The sequence below is a fragment of the Mucilaginibacter sp. P19 genome, assembly GCF_050632265.1.
GTDB lineage: Bacteria > Bacteroidota > Bacteroidia > Sphingobacteriales > Sphingobacteriaceae > Mucilaginibacter > Mucilaginibacter gossypii.
The window spans coordinates 598074-613749 of record NZ_CP192586.1; the positions used below are offsets into that span (position 1 = coordinate 598074).

General features: G+C 41.9%; 18 protein-coding genes. All 18 read right to left on the reverse strand.

Annotated features, from left to right (window positions below):
- Window positions 1–53: 53 nt before the first annotated feature.
- The gene (locus tag ACQ86K_RS02970) at window positions 54–1211 is read right to left on the reverse strand and encodes a glycosyltransferase family 4 protein (RefSeq protein ID WP_431199776.1); all 1158 of its coding nucleotides are present in this window, start codon (window positions 1209–1211) and stop codon (window positions 54–56) included.
- The gene (locus ACQ86K_RS02975; RefSeq protein ID WP_091174018.1) at window positions 1212–2102 is read right to left on the reverse strand and encodes an FkbM family methyltransferase; all 891 of its coding nucleotides are present in this window, start codon (window positions 2100–2102) and stop codon (window positions 1212–1214) included.
- Window positions 2089–3372 carry a glycosyltransferase gene (locus ACQ86K_RS02980; RefSeq protein ID WP_431199777.1) on the reverse strand — a complete coding sequence of 428 codons (1284 nt, stop codon included), beginning with the start codon at window positions 3370–3372 and terminating at the stop codon, window positions 2089–2091. The genes ACQ86K_RS02975 and ACQ86K_RS02980 overlap by 14 nt, the downstream gene beginning before the upstream one ends.
- A 3-nt stretch (window positions 3373–3375) precedes the next feature.
- Entirely contained in the window at window positions 3376–4593 is a 1218-nt protein-coding gene (locus tag ACQ86K_RS02985) for a hypothetical protein (RefSeq protein WP_091174015.1), read from the reverse strand.
- Window positions 4590–5027, reverse strand: a complete 438-nt coding sequence (locus ACQ86K_RS02990) for a glycosyltransferase (protein WP_431200779.1) — start codon at window positions 5025–5027, stop codon at window positions 4590–4592. The genes ACQ86K_RS02985 and ACQ86K_RS02990 overlap by 4 nt, the downstream gene beginning before the upstream one ends.
- Window positions 5021–5503, reverse strand: a complete 483-nt coding sequence (locus ACQ86K_RS02995; protein WP_431200780.1) for a glycosyltransferase — start codon at window positions 5501–5503, stop codon at window positions 5021–5023. The genes ACQ86K_RS02990 and ACQ86K_RS02995 overlap by 7 nt, the downstream gene beginning before the upstream one ends.
- Window positions 5413–5616, reverse strand: a complete 204-nt coding sequence (locus tag ACQ86K_RS03000; RefSeq protein ID WP_431199778.1) for a hypothetical protein — start codon at window positions 5614–5616, stop codon at window positions 5413–5415. Before ACQ86K_RS03000 ends, ACQ86K_RS02995 begins: the two co-directional genes overlap by 91 nt.
- Before the next feature lie 53 nt (window positions 5617–5669).
- Complete coding sequence (locus ACQ86K_RS03005) at window positions 5670–6494, reverse strand: glycosyltransferase family protein (protein ID WP_431199779.1); 825 nt, start codon at window positions 6492–6494, stop codon at window positions 5670–5672.
- Window positions 6495–6547: 53 nt separating this feature from the next.
- Complete coding sequence (locus ACQ86K_RS03010) at window positions 6548–6805, reverse strand: hypothetical protein (protein ID WP_431199780.1); 258 nt, start codon at window positions 6803–6805, stop codon at window positions 6548–6550.
- A gap of 10 nt (window positions 6806–6815) precedes the next feature.
- Entirely contained in the window at window positions 6816–7733 is a 918-nt protein-coding gene (locus ACQ86K_RS03015; protein WP_091174007.1) for a glycosyltransferase family 2 protein, read from the reverse strand.
- 19 nt (window positions 7734–7752) lie between these two features.
- Complete coding sequence (locus ACQ86K_RS03020; protein ID WP_431199781.1) at window positions 7753–8559, reverse strand: hypothetical protein; 807 nt, start codon at window positions 8557–8559, stop codon at window positions 7753–7755.
- A 120-nt stretch (window positions 8560–8679) separates the two neighbouring features.
- A complete protein-coding gene (locus tag ACQ86K_RS03025; protein ID WP_143020862.1) occupies window positions 8680–9504 on the reverse strand; it encodes a glycosyl transferase in 825 nt (274 codons plus the stop codon).
- A 109-nt stretch (window positions 9505–9613) separates the two neighbouring features.
- Window positions 9614–10459, reverse strand: coding sequence for a hypothetical protein (locus tag ACQ86K_RS03030; protein WP_431199782.1), 846 nt, complete (start codon window positions 10457–10459; stop codon window positions 9614–9616).
- Window positions 10449–11375 carry a glycosyltransferase gene (locus ACQ86K_RS03035; protein WP_091173996.1) on the reverse strand — a complete coding sequence of 309 codons (927 nt, stop codon included), beginning with the start codon at window positions 11373–11375 and terminating at the stop codon, window positions 10449–10451. The genes ACQ86K_RS03030 and ACQ86K_RS03035 overlap by 11 nt, the downstream gene beginning before the upstream one ends.
- Window positions 11368–12312 carry a glycosyltransferase family 9 protein gene (locus tag ACQ86K_RS03040; protein ID WP_091173992.1) on the reverse strand — a complete coding sequence of 315 codons (945 nt, stop codon included), beginning with the start codon at window positions 12310–12312 and terminating at the stop codon, window positions 11368–11370. The genes ACQ86K_RS03035 and ACQ86K_RS03040 overlap by 8 nt, the downstream gene beginning before the upstream one ends.
- Before the next feature lies 1 nt (window position 12313).
- On the reverse strand, window positions 12314–13174 hold the full coding sequence (locus ACQ86K_RS03045; protein WP_143020861.1) for a glycosyltransferase family 2 protein: 861 nt from the start codon (window positions 13172–13174) through the stop codon (window positions 12314–12316).
- Complete coding sequence (locus ACQ86K_RS03050) at window positions 13171–14082, reverse strand: hypothetical protein (protein ID WP_431199783.1); 912 nt, start codon at window positions 14080–14082, stop codon at window positions 13171–13173. Before ACQ86K_RS03050 ends, ACQ86K_RS03045 begins: the two co-directional genes overlap by 4 nt.
- A 196-nt stretch (window positions 14083–14278) precedes the next feature.
- A complete protein-coding gene (locus tag ACQ86K_RS03055) occupies window positions 14279–15667 on the reverse strand; it encodes an MBOAT family O-acyltransferase (RefSeq protein ID WP_091173984.1) in 1389 nt (462 codons plus the stop codon).
- Window positions 15668–15676: the final 9 nt, after the last annotated feature.

The following is a 15676-nucleotide window of genomic DNA, read 5'->3' on the forward strand; positions in this document are numbered from 1 at the left end:
GTCAGTTCTCAATAAATGGAGAAAGAAACCTCACTCATGACTTCCGACAGGTGCTATTGACTTAATACCAATTGTTCTATCGCTTCAACCTGTTTGACAAAGCCCCAACCTTCAATAATTTCCCTGGACTGTTGCCCCATTGTAAATAAAGCGGTTTTATCATAGAGTAGCAATGTTTTTAGCTTGCTTTTTAGATCAACCCCGTCGTTCGCTTTAAAGATCAGTCCGTTTTCATAATCCTTTACCAGATCGGTGCCCGCGCCCACTTTGCTTGATATAAGTATGGCCTTGCTACAGGCCATAGCTTCGTTTATGGCCAGCCCCCAGGTTTCACCGGGGCCTTTTGAAGGGAGGCAAAAAATGTCACATGCCTGATAAACCACCGGCATATAAAGCTGGTTTTGGAAATCAATAAAGTGGATGTTTTTATGCCGGCTTGCTTTATTTTTCAGTTCTATCTCCAAAATACCATTTCCTGCAAATAGCAGATGGGTGCCCGGCTGTGTTACGTCGATAAATGCTTCAAGCAGCGACAGCGGGTTTTTCTTATACTCAAACTTGCCTGCAAAAAGCAGGAGTTTTTCATCATCAGCTATTCCTAACTGTTTGCGAAGGGTAAGGGCTTCATTGGTCCTGTCTTCGGCAAAGCGATCATTATCTACAGCATGCGGTGCAAAAAATAACTGCGTTTCTTTTAAACCGCATTTTTTAAAATAAGCCTTATTGTTTGACCCTGCATATAGTGCACAATCAATATGGCGGTAAATCCGCTTTAAAAACAGGCTTCGCAATACGGATTTGATACCGCCTTTATCATCAAGTAAAGTTGAATCGCCCCGGAAAATAACAGGTACCCTGCCTTTAAAATATTTGAGGATTTTGAGATGGCTTTTGTAAAACCAGCCGTACACCATAATAACATCGGGCTGCCAGTTATTTATTTGACTGATAAGATCGGGATTATCAATTCCTTTTGAATGATGCGAGCCGGGATCGGTCGAAATGTTTTTTACCCACTCATAAGGATAACCCTCAAGGAGCGGAAGGTTCCAAGTGATAGTTTTACCAAAGCCTGGATCAAATTTTTGCAAACCGCCTTCGCCCCAGGTATAAAATACCATGACGTTTATTTTTTGCCGTTCATACAGGAGCTTAAATACCGGTGCATAATACTGTATGGGGTGAGTGATAACTACAGCCAAATTTTTCATTCAGATGGTCTCGCCCATTATATTAAAACTTTTTGCATTTTGAAGGCGATGGTTTATCAGTTCAATGTCTCTGCAGTAAATAGTATTGTATGCACCAAATGTATCTAACCCGGTTAAAACGCGTTTAAAAGGGGCATAGGCAACCGCCCTAAAACCTTTTGATAGTAACAACTTGTGAATATCCTGATCGCTAAAACCGTACCGGCCGCCGCTACCGTTAAGCTCAATGATGATTGCCTTTAGCAGAGGCGAATCAAGGGTAGATCCCATTCCTTTAAGCACTTCGGTCTCAAAACCTTCCACGTCTATCTTGATAAGAGCGGGTTTGTATGTTTCCAATAATGAATCAATAGTGATTATAGGTACGATAACAGTGTTTTTGCCTTTCTCATCTTTAGTAATAACATGGTTTCCGGTATCTTCATCGGCCGAAAATCTGATCTCGCCCGCTGTTGCGCCGGCGCCGGCATTAATAAGCTTTACTTTGCTCTGCAAATAATTAAGCCCGATATTGCTGTTTAAAATATCAAAAGTTGCTTTAACAGGTTCAAGTGTAACACTATTAGCTTTGGCTATGCCGGAAGCCAACAGCGTATATGAACCCACATTCGCGCCAATGTCAAAAAAGATATCTTCCGGCTTTAAAAAATGAAGCAGAAAGGCCATATCATTAAATTCATGTAAACCGGTGTATATATTACCGGTAATACCCCTCAGCCCCTTGGTTGCATAAAACTTAACATCACCAACAAAAGGTTTTATAATGAACTTCGACCTTGAAAGCCTTGACTGTACCTGCCACCAGGCAAACCGCCATAAGGCTTTTGCCGGATGTTTTTTTCCCAAAGGATGTTTTAAAATAAAGCCGACAGTTCGTTTAATGGCGTTCATAAATAATTCTATCAAATAACCGGCACTGCGCCAACGTCATTTCAAGTGCCGAATATTTTTCGATGGCATCAGCATTATATTCAACAGTCTGGAAATTACCCTTAATTAATTGCTCAAAAAATATAAATAAGTTTTCGGAGGTAACGTCATCATAGTTGTAAACATGTTCTACACCGTACTGCTGCATAATAGGTATAGCAGAGCTTGCGGCATTAAATACGGCCAAAACCGGCCTTTTTGTGAGCAGGTATGGGAATATTTTTGATGCTGTGTATTTAGGATCATCTGACCCAGGTATAAAAAGAGCGTCGGCCTGCTGCAATGTGAGCAAAGCTTGATAGTAGCTGATGCGGTCGATAATTTCAACAAGATGTTCTTCCATATCATATTGTTTTGCCAGGGGAAGGATAGTAGCGATCCCTTGCCCGGCGGGGGCATAACTGGTACCGATGAAGTGGAGTTTGATTTTGTCAAACCGCTCTTTATTGGTATTCAATCCGGTTCTTAATGCGTCGAACACCGGGCTAATGGCCTTGTGAAGGTCCTTCCCTCCGCGGCCGATATATACCACATTGATAAAGCCGTCATTAAGCAACCCTGCAAAATTTTTTTGGTTAGTTTTAGCTATTTGCAGATCGGGCTCAAATGCCCCGAAGGTTATGGTAGCGGTCGGAACTTTTTGAATTACCGGGTAACGTAATTTGAGCTGATCAATGTAACCGGCAGATACACTGATAATCCCGGACGCATTTTTTATGGCGATGGGTTCCAGGTATTTATTTAAACGGTAAGCGAACCAATATTTTGGCGGCCTATCGCTTTTAGGTTTGTTGATATAATAATCGGAATGCCAGGGGTCCTGCATATCAATGACGTAGGGAACCCCGAATCGCTTTTTCCAGTAAGCACCCAACGTACAAACCGGGAACTGTGTGGTTGAGAAATAAATAAGATCAAATTTGTTGTCCTTCAGCAGGCAGTTAACCGTTTTGCGGTAATACCATAACGAGCGGATGGCAATACTGCCCAACCCAACTTTTGAAGTGAGTGCCTTGCGGAATGCTTTCACTTTGTGAACTTTAATGCCCGGAGGGAGACTTTGCAACAACAATTCGTCTTTTGCCAGGTCGGCATACTGGGCATCAATGGTCACCACTTCGGCATCCCAGCCGCAGGCTGCAAAATAAGGAAGGCTCATCCTCACGCGCTGCATATCTGCCGCGTTTACCGGCGGGAAGTATGGCGAAATAATGAGCAGCTTTTTATTCAATTGTTATACTTTTTGAACAAGACTTAAAAAAGTACGGCTTTCGGTTTCCCAGTTTAATGCTGTTTGGCCAAGCTGGTAGTTTTGTAAACGGGTTTGGTATAAAATATCCGGGTTTTGGAGGTAAAAGCTGATACAATCCGTTAGTGATTGCAGGTTGCTTTTTTGGTATAGTTTTCCTGTACCCGGATATTGCTCCATAAATAAGGCTTGCGCCTGCGTATCGCTCACTATCATTGCCAGTCCACATTGTATGTAGGTAAAAATTTTATTGGTAAGGCAGATATCCCTGTTTAAAGGAATGCCTGTTTCGGTGGCTATGCCAATATCAAACTGGTTCGCGAAATCGAAAATCTCGCCCGCTCCAATGGGCTCATGAAACCACAACTGGTCTGCATTTAATTTAAGTTCTTTGGCAAGGTTCAACAATGCATATCTGTAAGTTTCATTGCTGCTGCCTAACAAGTGTAACCGAACATGCCCATTTGTAGCAGCTATTGCTTTAATTACATCTTCCAATCCTCGTTCGGGGCCTACTGTTTGCGAAAACCAAAACAGTTTTAATGGTTCGTGAGCTTTATAATTAGGGCTGATTTGCAGCGCTGTTTTAGGAAACACGTTGTTTATTACAACAGGCTTTAAATAGCGGTATTGGCGTTGATAAAATTCTGCAATGAGCGGACTGGCGGCAGTAAAATAATCAACATAGGGAAAGTATTTTTCTTCAATGTATTTATTGAGTTTGTAACCTTCATTATGAGTTGATGCAAACTGTCCCGAATGCAAATCTTCCGCATCGTAACCAACTTTTACGTTGTAATGTTTTGCTGCCTGTATGGCTGCGGGCAAGGCGCCGAGGTTATGGGCGATATAAAGATCTGTTTTTATTTTTTTAGCTTTAGACAATGCTTCGGTATGTGTGCGGCTGATAGCGTTCTCAGGTATATCGAAATGCCGGGTATATTTAAACAGCAGCGTACTTAACTTTTGGCGAATGCGGGTTTTAAGGTAAGTTGCTTTTTGTATCACCGGATCACCACCGCAATAAATGTACATACCGGGATATTTGCCTGTTAAAGCTTCATCGGTTTTTTGGGCCCATTGCTGGTAAAAACAGCAGATCACTTTAACACTATAACCAAGCTTGTGCAAAGTTTCGGCTTCCTTCACGAGGCGAGGGTTAGTAGTTGGCTGGCCGGTAGTTATAAAAGTAACGTTCTTCAATCTTTGTCCCGTGCCAGTTGGTATAATTCTTCGTATTGTTTGGCCAGTACACCGGCACTAAATTTTTGTTCCGCTATCTTCCGGCAGCTGGCCCTGCTGATTGAGTCAATGCTGTTAATCGCCGTTATCATGTCGGCCTCCATATCGCACACAAAACCGTTTAATCCGTTAGTTACTATCTCCGGTATTGCGCCGCGATTAAAACCGATAACGGGTGTACCGCAGGCCAGTGCTTCGGCCATTACAATACCAAAGGGCTCATCCCAGGTTACCGGCATCAGGAAAGCTTTTGAGTTACGAAGCAAGTCATTTTTCTGACGGTTATTGACCGGGCCTATGTACTTGATCTGCTCGCCATCAATATGGGGTTTTACCTGTTCATTAAAATATTGCTGGTGTATTGGCTCATTGGGTACATTGCCTGCTATTACCAGTTTTTGATTTGTTTTTTTGCCGTGTGTATGGCAATAGCTGTCCCTTTTTCATGTTGGATCCGGCCTAAAAAAGCGAGCGGGGCATCATCGGGAACACCTGCATTAAAATCGTAGTCGTTTAAATCCACCCCGTTATAAATGGTAGTTACATCAGCAAACGCATTGATTTGATTGGCTATGTAATTGCTGCAAGCGGTAAATTTCAATGTGTTTTTATGAGCGATACTTACCGCCTTTTTTACCTGCGATACGGTAGGGGGCAACTGATAGGATACGATTTTTGGGATTCGGCTTAACATTAGCAACGCAATATTGCTCATGCGACCGAAGGTATGTACAATATCAAAATGCTGAAAAGCAATTTTTGACGTAAGCCGGTTAATTTTCAGCAGATCTTTAACGCCATAATGAGCCGATTCACGGTAACCGATGAGTTTACAGCCCGGCTGCGAATGTTCATTGGCATACAGGGTAATATCGTGGCCTTTTTTTTAAGTTCCTGGATCAGCATAAAAGCAATGCGTTCGATGCCGCCGTATTGCTCGGGAGGCACCGGGATCAGCGGATTTACTATAATGGCTATTTTCAATTTGTTGGGTACAACAGCTTATCGGTAAGCTTAGGTGCCAAAAAGGGCCTTCTTTATTTTTTTAGCGATGACGGAATGGCGTGGTCGTTCAAGACCCTTTGCTGCCCGTTGATTCTTAATTTATTCCTTTTTTCTTTATTGTTGAGCAGTTCAGTAGTTTTTTGTACCAATTCATCAACCGTGCGGTAAACGTTAATTTCGTTATCGGTATCATAAAGCTGCTCAATGCCTTCGCAATATTCGGTAAGGTAGCAGGCGCCAAGCATTGGCGCTTCTATATCCCGCAAGCGTGAGTAGGTTAGTGGTTTATTATGTGTACGTTTAAAAGTTGGCACCCGGTTAATCCCCAAAGTAACCATGCTGCTTTGAGTGATGTTGATATACTCGTCAAAATCTGGTCTTGGAAATATATGATCGTCGCCAACCGGGACTACAGTAAATTTGGTCAGTTGCTGAAGCCCTTTGATTGCTAAGCCGGAAAAGCCCTGCTGTTTTACGAAGTTAACCTGATTAATAAGTTTTTGATAAGCAGAACCAGGAACAAATACCGGACCTGCACTCTGTGCTAACCAGCCGGCTCCACGAACGCTTACCGGCAGACCTTTTTGAATGACCTGGCCCAACAGGTTTTCCCTCAGGATGTCTTTTGAACCGATAAATGATACCCCCGGTATTTCATGAAGCGGGGTGCGACACCTTAATTGGGGTTCAACCCACATCGGCATCGGTAAGTTGATATGTTTGACCCTTGCCTTCCTGTAGAGAGGTAAAGCCTCATACTCGGGTACCCAGATCAGATCAAAGATCCTGAACTTTGCCGGTACTGTTTTAAATTCCCGCACGCTATCGCAATAAAAATTAACACACGGAATGCCCATTTTCCTGATTTGTTCTATTGCTTTTGCAAGTATTTGTTTGGGATACAAGTAGCTTAAAAAATGTCGATATTTTGCCGGTTGGCTTTGATGTAATTGAGGGTTGCCTGCCAGCTCCGTTCCTGCCAGTTTTGCAACGCAACCGAACCTTCGTCATACACTAATCCTTCCGCCCAGTCAACCTCCGGTACTTCAATATAGCTCATCTCCGCCTCAATAATACCATTTTTAATATAATGCTGCCAAAAACGATATGAAGGTACAGGATGTGGTCTGCTTACTTTATCCTGTAAAAATGAAAGCAGTATGCGCATGGATAAACTATTAGCCAAATAAGGCTTTAAATTTTTGTGTTAATTTCCAGCCGATAAGCCGGTTTAGCATCTTTGTGTAACCACCTGCCGGATATTTAGCTTTTGAACCGCCTAACTCATTAATGCGTTGTTGGGCTTTGTTTATAATATCAGGATAGTAGGGATAATATGCATAAACAAAGTTTTGCAGGCAATCGGCAACGGCGGTTCTTACTCTTGGGCTATTTTCATGCTGAAGCATGTATGTTGTACCTTCATAAATAGAGGTAAAAGCCGACTTAATTCCTCGCCTGGAAGTTAACGCTGACAACGAATTGCTGATACCGCTCCGGTAGTACAACACCGCGTTTTGAGCAAAGCGAATTTCGTTTGCGTGCAATAGCGCGCGTGTAATAAATTCGAAATCATTTACAAGGCTTAACCGCTCGTCCCATAAGCCCGATTTTTCAAGCACGGCCCTTGGGATTAGCCATAAGGCGCATTGCATCATAGCTTGTTTGCCATCCATGGACGATACCAACCAGTCAATGGGTTTACAATCCTCCCTGATGAGATCTTCATTTACTTTAAAGGTGCTAATGTCATCGTTGTAAAAACGGCCCCAGGCTGCTGAGGCTACTACATCATCGTTATCTCCAATCCGTTTAACCTGTTCTGCAATATAACCGGGCGAGATAACATCATCGGCATCCATAAACTTGATAAACCTGCCTTTTGAAAAACTGAAGGCTTTATTTGCAGCCGCACACTGCCCGCTGTTTTCCTGGTGGTAAATGCCGATGCGGGGATCTGTAAGTTGCCTAAGTACAATGGATGTATCATCTGTAGAACCATCGTTAACAATAATGAGCTCCCAATTGGCGTAGGTTTGCTCGGCTATGGACCGAATGGCTTCTGCAATATATTTGCCCGCGTTATATGCCGGCATGCAAACAGAAACTAAAGGATTACTTTTTCCACTCTGAAGTAAGATAAGGCAGTTTGGCCTTAAAAATATAATGACGGACAATATCGGGCCTGCTTAAATCGGGCTTGTCATCGTAAAAAATGCTGTATGATTTTTCATCAAGTGCTGCAGCGTTTTGATGATGTAGCATATAGCTCATCAGCGTTTGCTCAACCTGTGCCGGGCCCGCCTGGGGGTAATGCTGTAACAACAGTTTAGCTTTTTCTTCAAGATCGGCATAGTCAACCTTGTCATTATTATAAGCAACAATGCCGCCGTTAACACTTTTTATACAATTGATACCGTATTTATCCCTAAGTGTATCCTCACTGTCCACAAAATATGAGCTTGCCAGCTGCTCTTTCATATAAACTGCTGTTTTGCGTTGATATGCTTCAATAATTTGATTGGGTTTACCAAAAAAGATCATATCGCTATCCATGTGAATTGCCCAGGATGGTGAGGTATGAATATCAATCAACCGGCGGAAAAAGGGGTGCCAGTTACGCAAATGCCGTAACGTTGGAAATGTATGTTGTGGTAAAACAAGGTTGAGATGTTGTAATACCTGTTGCTCGGATATGGTTTCAATACCTGGCAATACCTGGTTTATAAAACCGATTTGCTCGTCGGTAAGTGTTCCGTCTGAGTATAACCTGATCCCTATCTCGCCATCCGAAAAGTGGGCAAGTGTATAAGCACAAAAAATGGTTTGGTGCCAGTATTTTGCCCCGGTAAGGAAGCTTACATTCAGGATTTTGTGTTTTGACAGATTAAGCGGCGGTAACTTTAAGGCAGCTTTTTTCATTTGCTGCTCGCCCCGCCGCATGTTCAGCCAACCCTTTAGCCCAAAATGACCGATATGATACCTTATAGAAAAGGTTGGTTTAAAAAAATACTTGTATGCTATTTTACCTAATGACACAGGCTATAAAAAATGTTTCCAGGCTTGTTTAAAATAACCTTCTTTTGAAAGGTCGACATAGTGATGAAGAATGCCTGTTTTGTTTTTTATCTGATCCGGGCCGGGGTTAACAATATAATCTCCGGCTTTTAAAACAGCAGCATCAGTGTCGGCTATCATCATGGCCGATAACGCCTGCTCTAAATAATAAGAAGTTCCTTCCTGCTCCTCCAGTGTTTTAACCCAGTTTTCCAGCTTGTCCCAATCAATAGCTTCACTTTTTAAACCGATAGCCCCCACATTAAGCAACGGTTTTACAGGTGCTCCGGCCAGTTGTTCCATTAATTGCCGAGAATATCCATAAGCTTCTGTACAATCAATCATGTGCAAAGGTTGTTGCGGGGCGTAAAGCCAGGTAATTATCTCTCTGGGGTCGTGCCAAAAAAGCATGTCCGAATCCAGTACCAGTTTCCAGTCATCGCCTGGGATGGTGTGCACATCGGTTAGTTTTTTAATGTGAGGATATACTGCTCTTTTTTTATGCAGGTACGGATAACGTGCTTCGGGCAACGTGTTTTGCAGGTTTTCACTGATTTGCTCCACTGTAATTACCTGTGCGCCGGGCAGCTGTTTTGCTACCCTCTCCATCAGTGCAGCATTAAAGCTGCCGTCATCAACCAATATGAATTTAAATTGCGCAGCAGTTGACTTAATTAACGATTGGATGCAGTAAAGCGTTTGGTACAGGTAGTTTTTACCTGTTAAAAAGTAAATCGGCAACCCATTAGTATGTGAAACTACCGGGGGCAACTCAAGCGAACGCTGTTCCATCTCCCTACGCCCGTTCATTATGTTTCGGTAATTGAAATAGCCACCAAAACGCCTGAATTTTTGTAATTGTGAACGCGGATTGCGGTATAAAAAATTAATGACTTGTTGTAACAAGGAAAGCTATAAATTAAACAAAGAGTCGCGCCAGAATAAATGTCGGACGTTTGCAGTATAATGCCTGCCCACGATGCCTTTTTTTCATAGGCTTAATCTGTTGGCTATCCTGGTGATCGTTTTTTATAATCTTTGTTGTCCAGGGTATTCCAATTGATGAACTTGCTATATGAGCAAAAATAGTTTGTTCGGTAAAATAATGCACATAGTTACTTACGTGAAACAATAATTCCTCCAGCCGAAAGTCTTCGCAAATTCTGGGCCCATAAATAATTAATAAGCCCGAACTGAAGGTATAAGTATCATAGAGGTTATTACCGTAGAAATTCAAAACGCGGTCATCATAAGTTGAGTGTCCCTCCTGGCTTCCGCCGCAAACAAACCCGTTATGTTGGGGAATATGTTTTTTAAAATCCTCGTAAAAAAGTATGTCACTGTCTATCCATATTACAGGTTGGATCTCGGCCTGGTGAAGTATCACAGCCAATTTTTTGCCAAGCACATGGCTCTCGGAATAGTTTAAAAGATTGATCCTGTTTTTGCCCTGATGATATACCGCGCTTTGTTGCCAGTGGTTAACAATAAGCTCACCCGGCCAAAACTTAAATTTACTTTTGATTTCTTCCGGAGATAACGATCCGTCGGATGCGATGATCAGTTTAGGAATCTCTTCCCAGTGTTTTGCAATAGAATAAACGGCCAGGCACGTCATATCTATGATGCTTTTGCCGGTCATCATAAGTACAGTGTAAGCCGATGATGCTTTGGGCTGCCTTATAGCAAGGGGCTTATATTTAAGTAAGCTCCTGTAAAGTAAAGGTAAACGATAAGCCAGCGAATTGCTTATTTTATTGAGCATGGTTGTTCTTTATAAGGCCGTCATACATACCGCATGCGCCCTGCCATTTTATATATGCCGCAGCATTTTTCCATGCTTTGTAGGTAAACCAGGCTTTAGCTTTCCGTAATGCAGCCCCCGATTTTGTGATTTGTTGCCATGGGTTTATATCGTGGCTTTGCAGTAGCTGCACCCATGATTTATTGGTATTGTTAAGCAAACGTGCAAGGTAACCTGCGTGCATACGTTGAGCAGGAATAATATGTTGTAGTATGAGCTGAGGGAAATAACCAACCTGCCAGCCGCCTTTAAGGATCTCGAGCACAATATCGTTATCGCCGCCGGAGCTTAAGGAGTTACCCAACCTGTCGCTGATGTTGTTTTTGCCCTGTGTTATTTTTTCCAAATAGGATGATAGCGCTTCGCGTTTTATAGCCATCCCTGCGCCTATGGGTGCAGCTATTGGATATTGATTATTCCATGCCGCTGTTAAGGGGGTATCGCCAAGGTCGCGCAGGGCCAGGCTTCCGTAAAACTCCCACAGCCATTCGGGAGGGTTAGTTTCAAACAATGGGATTGATCTACCACCTATAGCGCCCATTTTGGGATTTTGGCCAAATATACTAAGGGCTTTTTCAAGATAGCCGCCTTCAATCATATTATCATCATCAACCATTACTATAATATCGCCCGTTGATTCATTGAAACCCTTAAGCCGGGCATAGGTTAAACCTTGCTTTGTTTCATCTATAATTTGAACGGCAGGGTGCCAGCTTAAATTAAGCTGCTGCCGGAAATTGTTAGATGAATTATTGTCGATAATGATTAACTCCCATTGGTTGGCAGGCAGTGATTGGCTTTTTAAGGCCGAAAGCGTTTGCTGTAATCTTGCTGTATCCGGGTTATAAGTAGGGATGATTACGCTTAATTTAGCCATTATATAAGATATCGGCAGGTAAAGGTTCGTTAATTAAAGCCAATTGTTCTATTACAGCCGCCTCAACAGTGCAAGGTAAAATCATTTGCATGCACTTTTTATCGTAATGGCAGGTATTATGTAACCAGCATGGTGAGCATTCAACCGCAGAATATACATTTTTAAAACTGATATACCCCGATTGGTCTGGCCTTTCGCGCCCACCATATATGATTACCGACCGGCAGTCGACTGAGCGTGCCAAATGCATCATAAACCCTACATGCGATACCAAAAGGGCGGCATTACTTAATATAGCGGCTGTTTGCCGGATCGTAGTTTTCCCGCGTAGATCGATAACGTTTTTTAAAGGTGCATCTGTTTGAGAGCCTAACTGGATGAATTTATGGGTTTGACAAAGCAGATCAACAACTTGTTGATATTTTTTAACGTCCCATTCTTTGTTACCCATTGGGAACAATGCTGCTGAGCCGGATGTTGTTACTACGATATGGTTTTTTGCCCACTGCGCGGCTTCCCGTTCATTAGCCGTTAAAACTAAAACAGGCTTAAGATCTATTTTACCTTTAAGCTGTAAATCGTCGGCCATTTTTAAAATGATATGCTTTTCGGGTATTTCGTCGCCGTCGGTTTCGGGGTGATAAACTGTGTATTTGGGAAAAACAGTTTTTACGTTGAAGGCTTTAAGAAGCATACCCGATAATAATGCCCCAAAAGGTAAAATAAGTTTGATATCCGGATTATGCTCAAAGAGTTGTTGTTGGTTACTTTTTACCCAGATATTTTTATGTCTGCGCCCGTAGAGCTCCCGGCTTAATACAGTGAGCAGCAGGTTATCGCCCAGTGATTCGCCAAAAGCAATGATATAGGATGGTATACCGTATTTATAAAAGTAAAGTAAGGTTGATTTTATAGTTTTAATTCGGTTTATTATCATCTCACTTTTTCAGGCTCCAGTACATCATTCTTAAAAAGGTTTTAAACCTGAATGGAATGCTCAGCCCGTTTAAACCAGTTATGTAGTATAAAATGTTGAGCCAGGCAAAAGTTATACTTTGTTTTTCCTTCACCAGCCACAGGCAGCAGTAAATTGATTGCTGCAAACATGTGGCTGTATCATTGATATTGCCGAGGGCTTTATGTGTTGACAGAAACTTATAATGATAACTGAAAAAACGATAATCATAACTTGATGAGCTTAAACCCGCCTCGCCAAAACGCGCGATATCCAGATTGATGTATCGGGTTTTAAATACTGGGTTGCAAAAAGCTTTCAATGTTAAATGGTAGTCAGCAGCCACCTTAAACTTTATGTTGTATTTCCCGGTGTAATTAAATATCCCGCGTTTATAAAAAATGCCCTGGTGATGGATGCCGCGTGATAATACTTTATTAATAGTATCATCCGCATATTTTGTTTTTGATGTTGCACCTGTTACATTACCATATATAAGATCGGCTGGTTCATTTTGGATGGCCTGATAAACCTGATCCAAGACTGCGGAGCTGTTGAAAGTATCATCGCCCCCCATAAAGTAAAGCCATTGACCGCTCGCCATATCAATTCCTTTGTTCATGGCATCATAAATGCCCTTGTCGGGTTCAGAAATGAACTGGATACTAACCTTACCTGTTTTTTTAAAATTACTGATGATATACTGTGTATCATCATTTGAACCACCATCAACCAAAACCAGTTCGTAGTTTTTAAAAGCCTGGCAATTGATGCTATCTAATGTCTGCTGTAAGGTGCCCTCACAGTTATACAACGGCATGACGATGGAAAAAAATGGCTTCAATTGAGGTTTGATGTTAACACCTTGTCCGCTTCATTTACCCAGGTATCCAAGCCCTGCGGGTTCCAGTGTGTGTCACTGCGGTAGAATAGATTGCGCTTCTCGGCTTTGAAAGTTTTGTATAGTGGTATTACAGGAAGATCAGTTTTTTGCTCAACTCTTTCTAACAGATGATTATAGGGCATCCGTTTATCGTCATAGATTGAAACCGCATTTGGGATCACTGAAAGGAAAACCTTTTTAAAGCCAATAGCCCGATAATAATCGCGTGCAATATCCAGTTTGCGGACTATAGAATCTAAAGCGGCCCTAGTTTTAGGCCTAAATGCTGACTGTAAACTGGCGGTATCGACGGTAGTATTATAAAAAAGCCTTTTTTTATCAGTACTCTCCGTTACCTCTTTGGCTACGCGATTAAAAAGTTTATAGTTGAGTGATGCTTTGACCTCTTTGAAAGAGGTTGCCAGTTTATTATCAAAAAGAATTAGTTCAAGATTGCGGCTTAGTGCCTTATTAAAGATGATATTGCCTACCCGTTCAAAAATAGATGCTGCCGGCGGTTGGTTACCCAACCGGGGGGCATTACTAAAATTCAGGCCATTTTTAATTTCATTACTTGTCCACCTTGTTTCATCTGTTTTGCTGATATCATAGGTGACCAGGTTACGCTCGGCAAATTCCATTATGAGATAGTTTTGTTTGGTACTATCCAGTTTAATTGGACCGAAGGCAAAACGACGATCAAGGAAAATTACATTATCAAATGCATCAAAAGCGCCGTAAAGTATTTTATCTGCCAAAAAGCTGTCGCCTATAATATATAATACCCTATTGGTGTTTTGCCTGCCGGGTTTGGGGTTGTAGTGTTTAAAAAGTTCGAGTTCAAATTTGTATTGAGGCAGATTTGACATGCCGTAAAGATCGCCATAGCGCCACTTGTCCGAATAGGAAAAAAGGCTTTGTACCAGTTGGTTTCCTTTGTTGTTTTGGAATAAATGTGGCTGAAATATTTGTCAAAATATAATTTATTGATGAATGACCGGTTCATGGAACTAAGCAGCAACCCAACACTAATGAGCAATATGAATAAACTGGTAACCTTACGCATTAAAACTGGAAATAAATAAACTGAGCTTCGTTAAAGATCCCTAAAAAGTAACAGGCAAGGATAAGCCCGCCTATGATGACCGCCTTTGTTGTGTTTGAATAATCTTTCGCTTTTCGCAAATAACGTTCGCCTAAAAGCAGCATAATGATAATAAAGGCACAATACCAAAGTTCAGGGACAGACATCAAGTTACCGGCCGAATAGGTAAATCCTTTACCGGTCAATATTTTACTCAAAATATAAAAAGCATCGGATACTGTAGCTGCCCTGAAAAACACCCAGGCAAGAGAAACCAGGTTAAAAGTGAAAAGCCATTTCAGGAAGGTAAAGCCTTTGATCCCGATACCGTACTTGTTGAATAACTGGTAAGCAACGAGTAGCAAACCATGAATCAGGCCCCAAACAAGATATTTCCAGTTGGCGCCATGCCACAGGCCGCTTATCATAAATACAATAAGCAGGTTAATGCAGGTTACCCGGAAATTAATCTTGCTGCCCCCCAACGGGATATACAAATAATCACGAAACCAGGTGGAAAGGGAGATATGCCAGCGTTTCCAAAAATCAGAAACATTGGAGGCGAGATAGGGCAAGTTAAAATTCTGCATTAGCTCGATACCCAAAACGAGGGCCGTGCCAACCGCGATATCCGAATACCCGCTAAAGTCGCAATAGATCTGGAATGCAAAAAAATAGGTAGCTACGAGCAGTTCAAGTGCCGAATGACCATGCGGATTATTGAAAACAGGGTCGACGTAAAGGCCCAGTCTATCGGCAATCACCACTTTTTTAAATAGGCCCATCGCCATAAAAAATAAACCAGTTATCAAGTTGCTGCTTCGGAAATTGTTGACCCGGTGTAATTGGGGTAAAATATGCTGGGGCCGTTCAATTGGGCCTGCTACCATTTGCGGGTAAAACATTACATACAAGGCATAAAGGCCAAAATGACGCTCGGCGGGCTGATTGCCCCGGTAAACCTCAATGGTATAACTCATAGCCTGGAATGTATGGAACGATAAGCCAATGGGCAATATAAAATCAAGCAATGGCAATTGCGGGCCATGGAATGTGTCAGATAGCAAATTCACGTTAGCGGCCAAAAAGTTGAAATATTTATAAAAGGCCAGTACACCAATATTGGTGATCAGGCTAAAAATGAGATAAAACCTGCGGGTTTTGCCTGTAGCTTTTTCTATCAGGATACCAGCACAATAATCAACAATAATGGTAAACAGAATGATGAGGATGTATACCGGCTTAAAGTACATGTAAAAATAGCTGCTTGCGGCTAAAAGCCACATCCATCTTAATTTATGTGGCAGCAGGTAATATGTAATGGTTACAATTACAAAAAATACAAGGAACAACAGGGAGTTAAAAAGCATTTAAAAAAG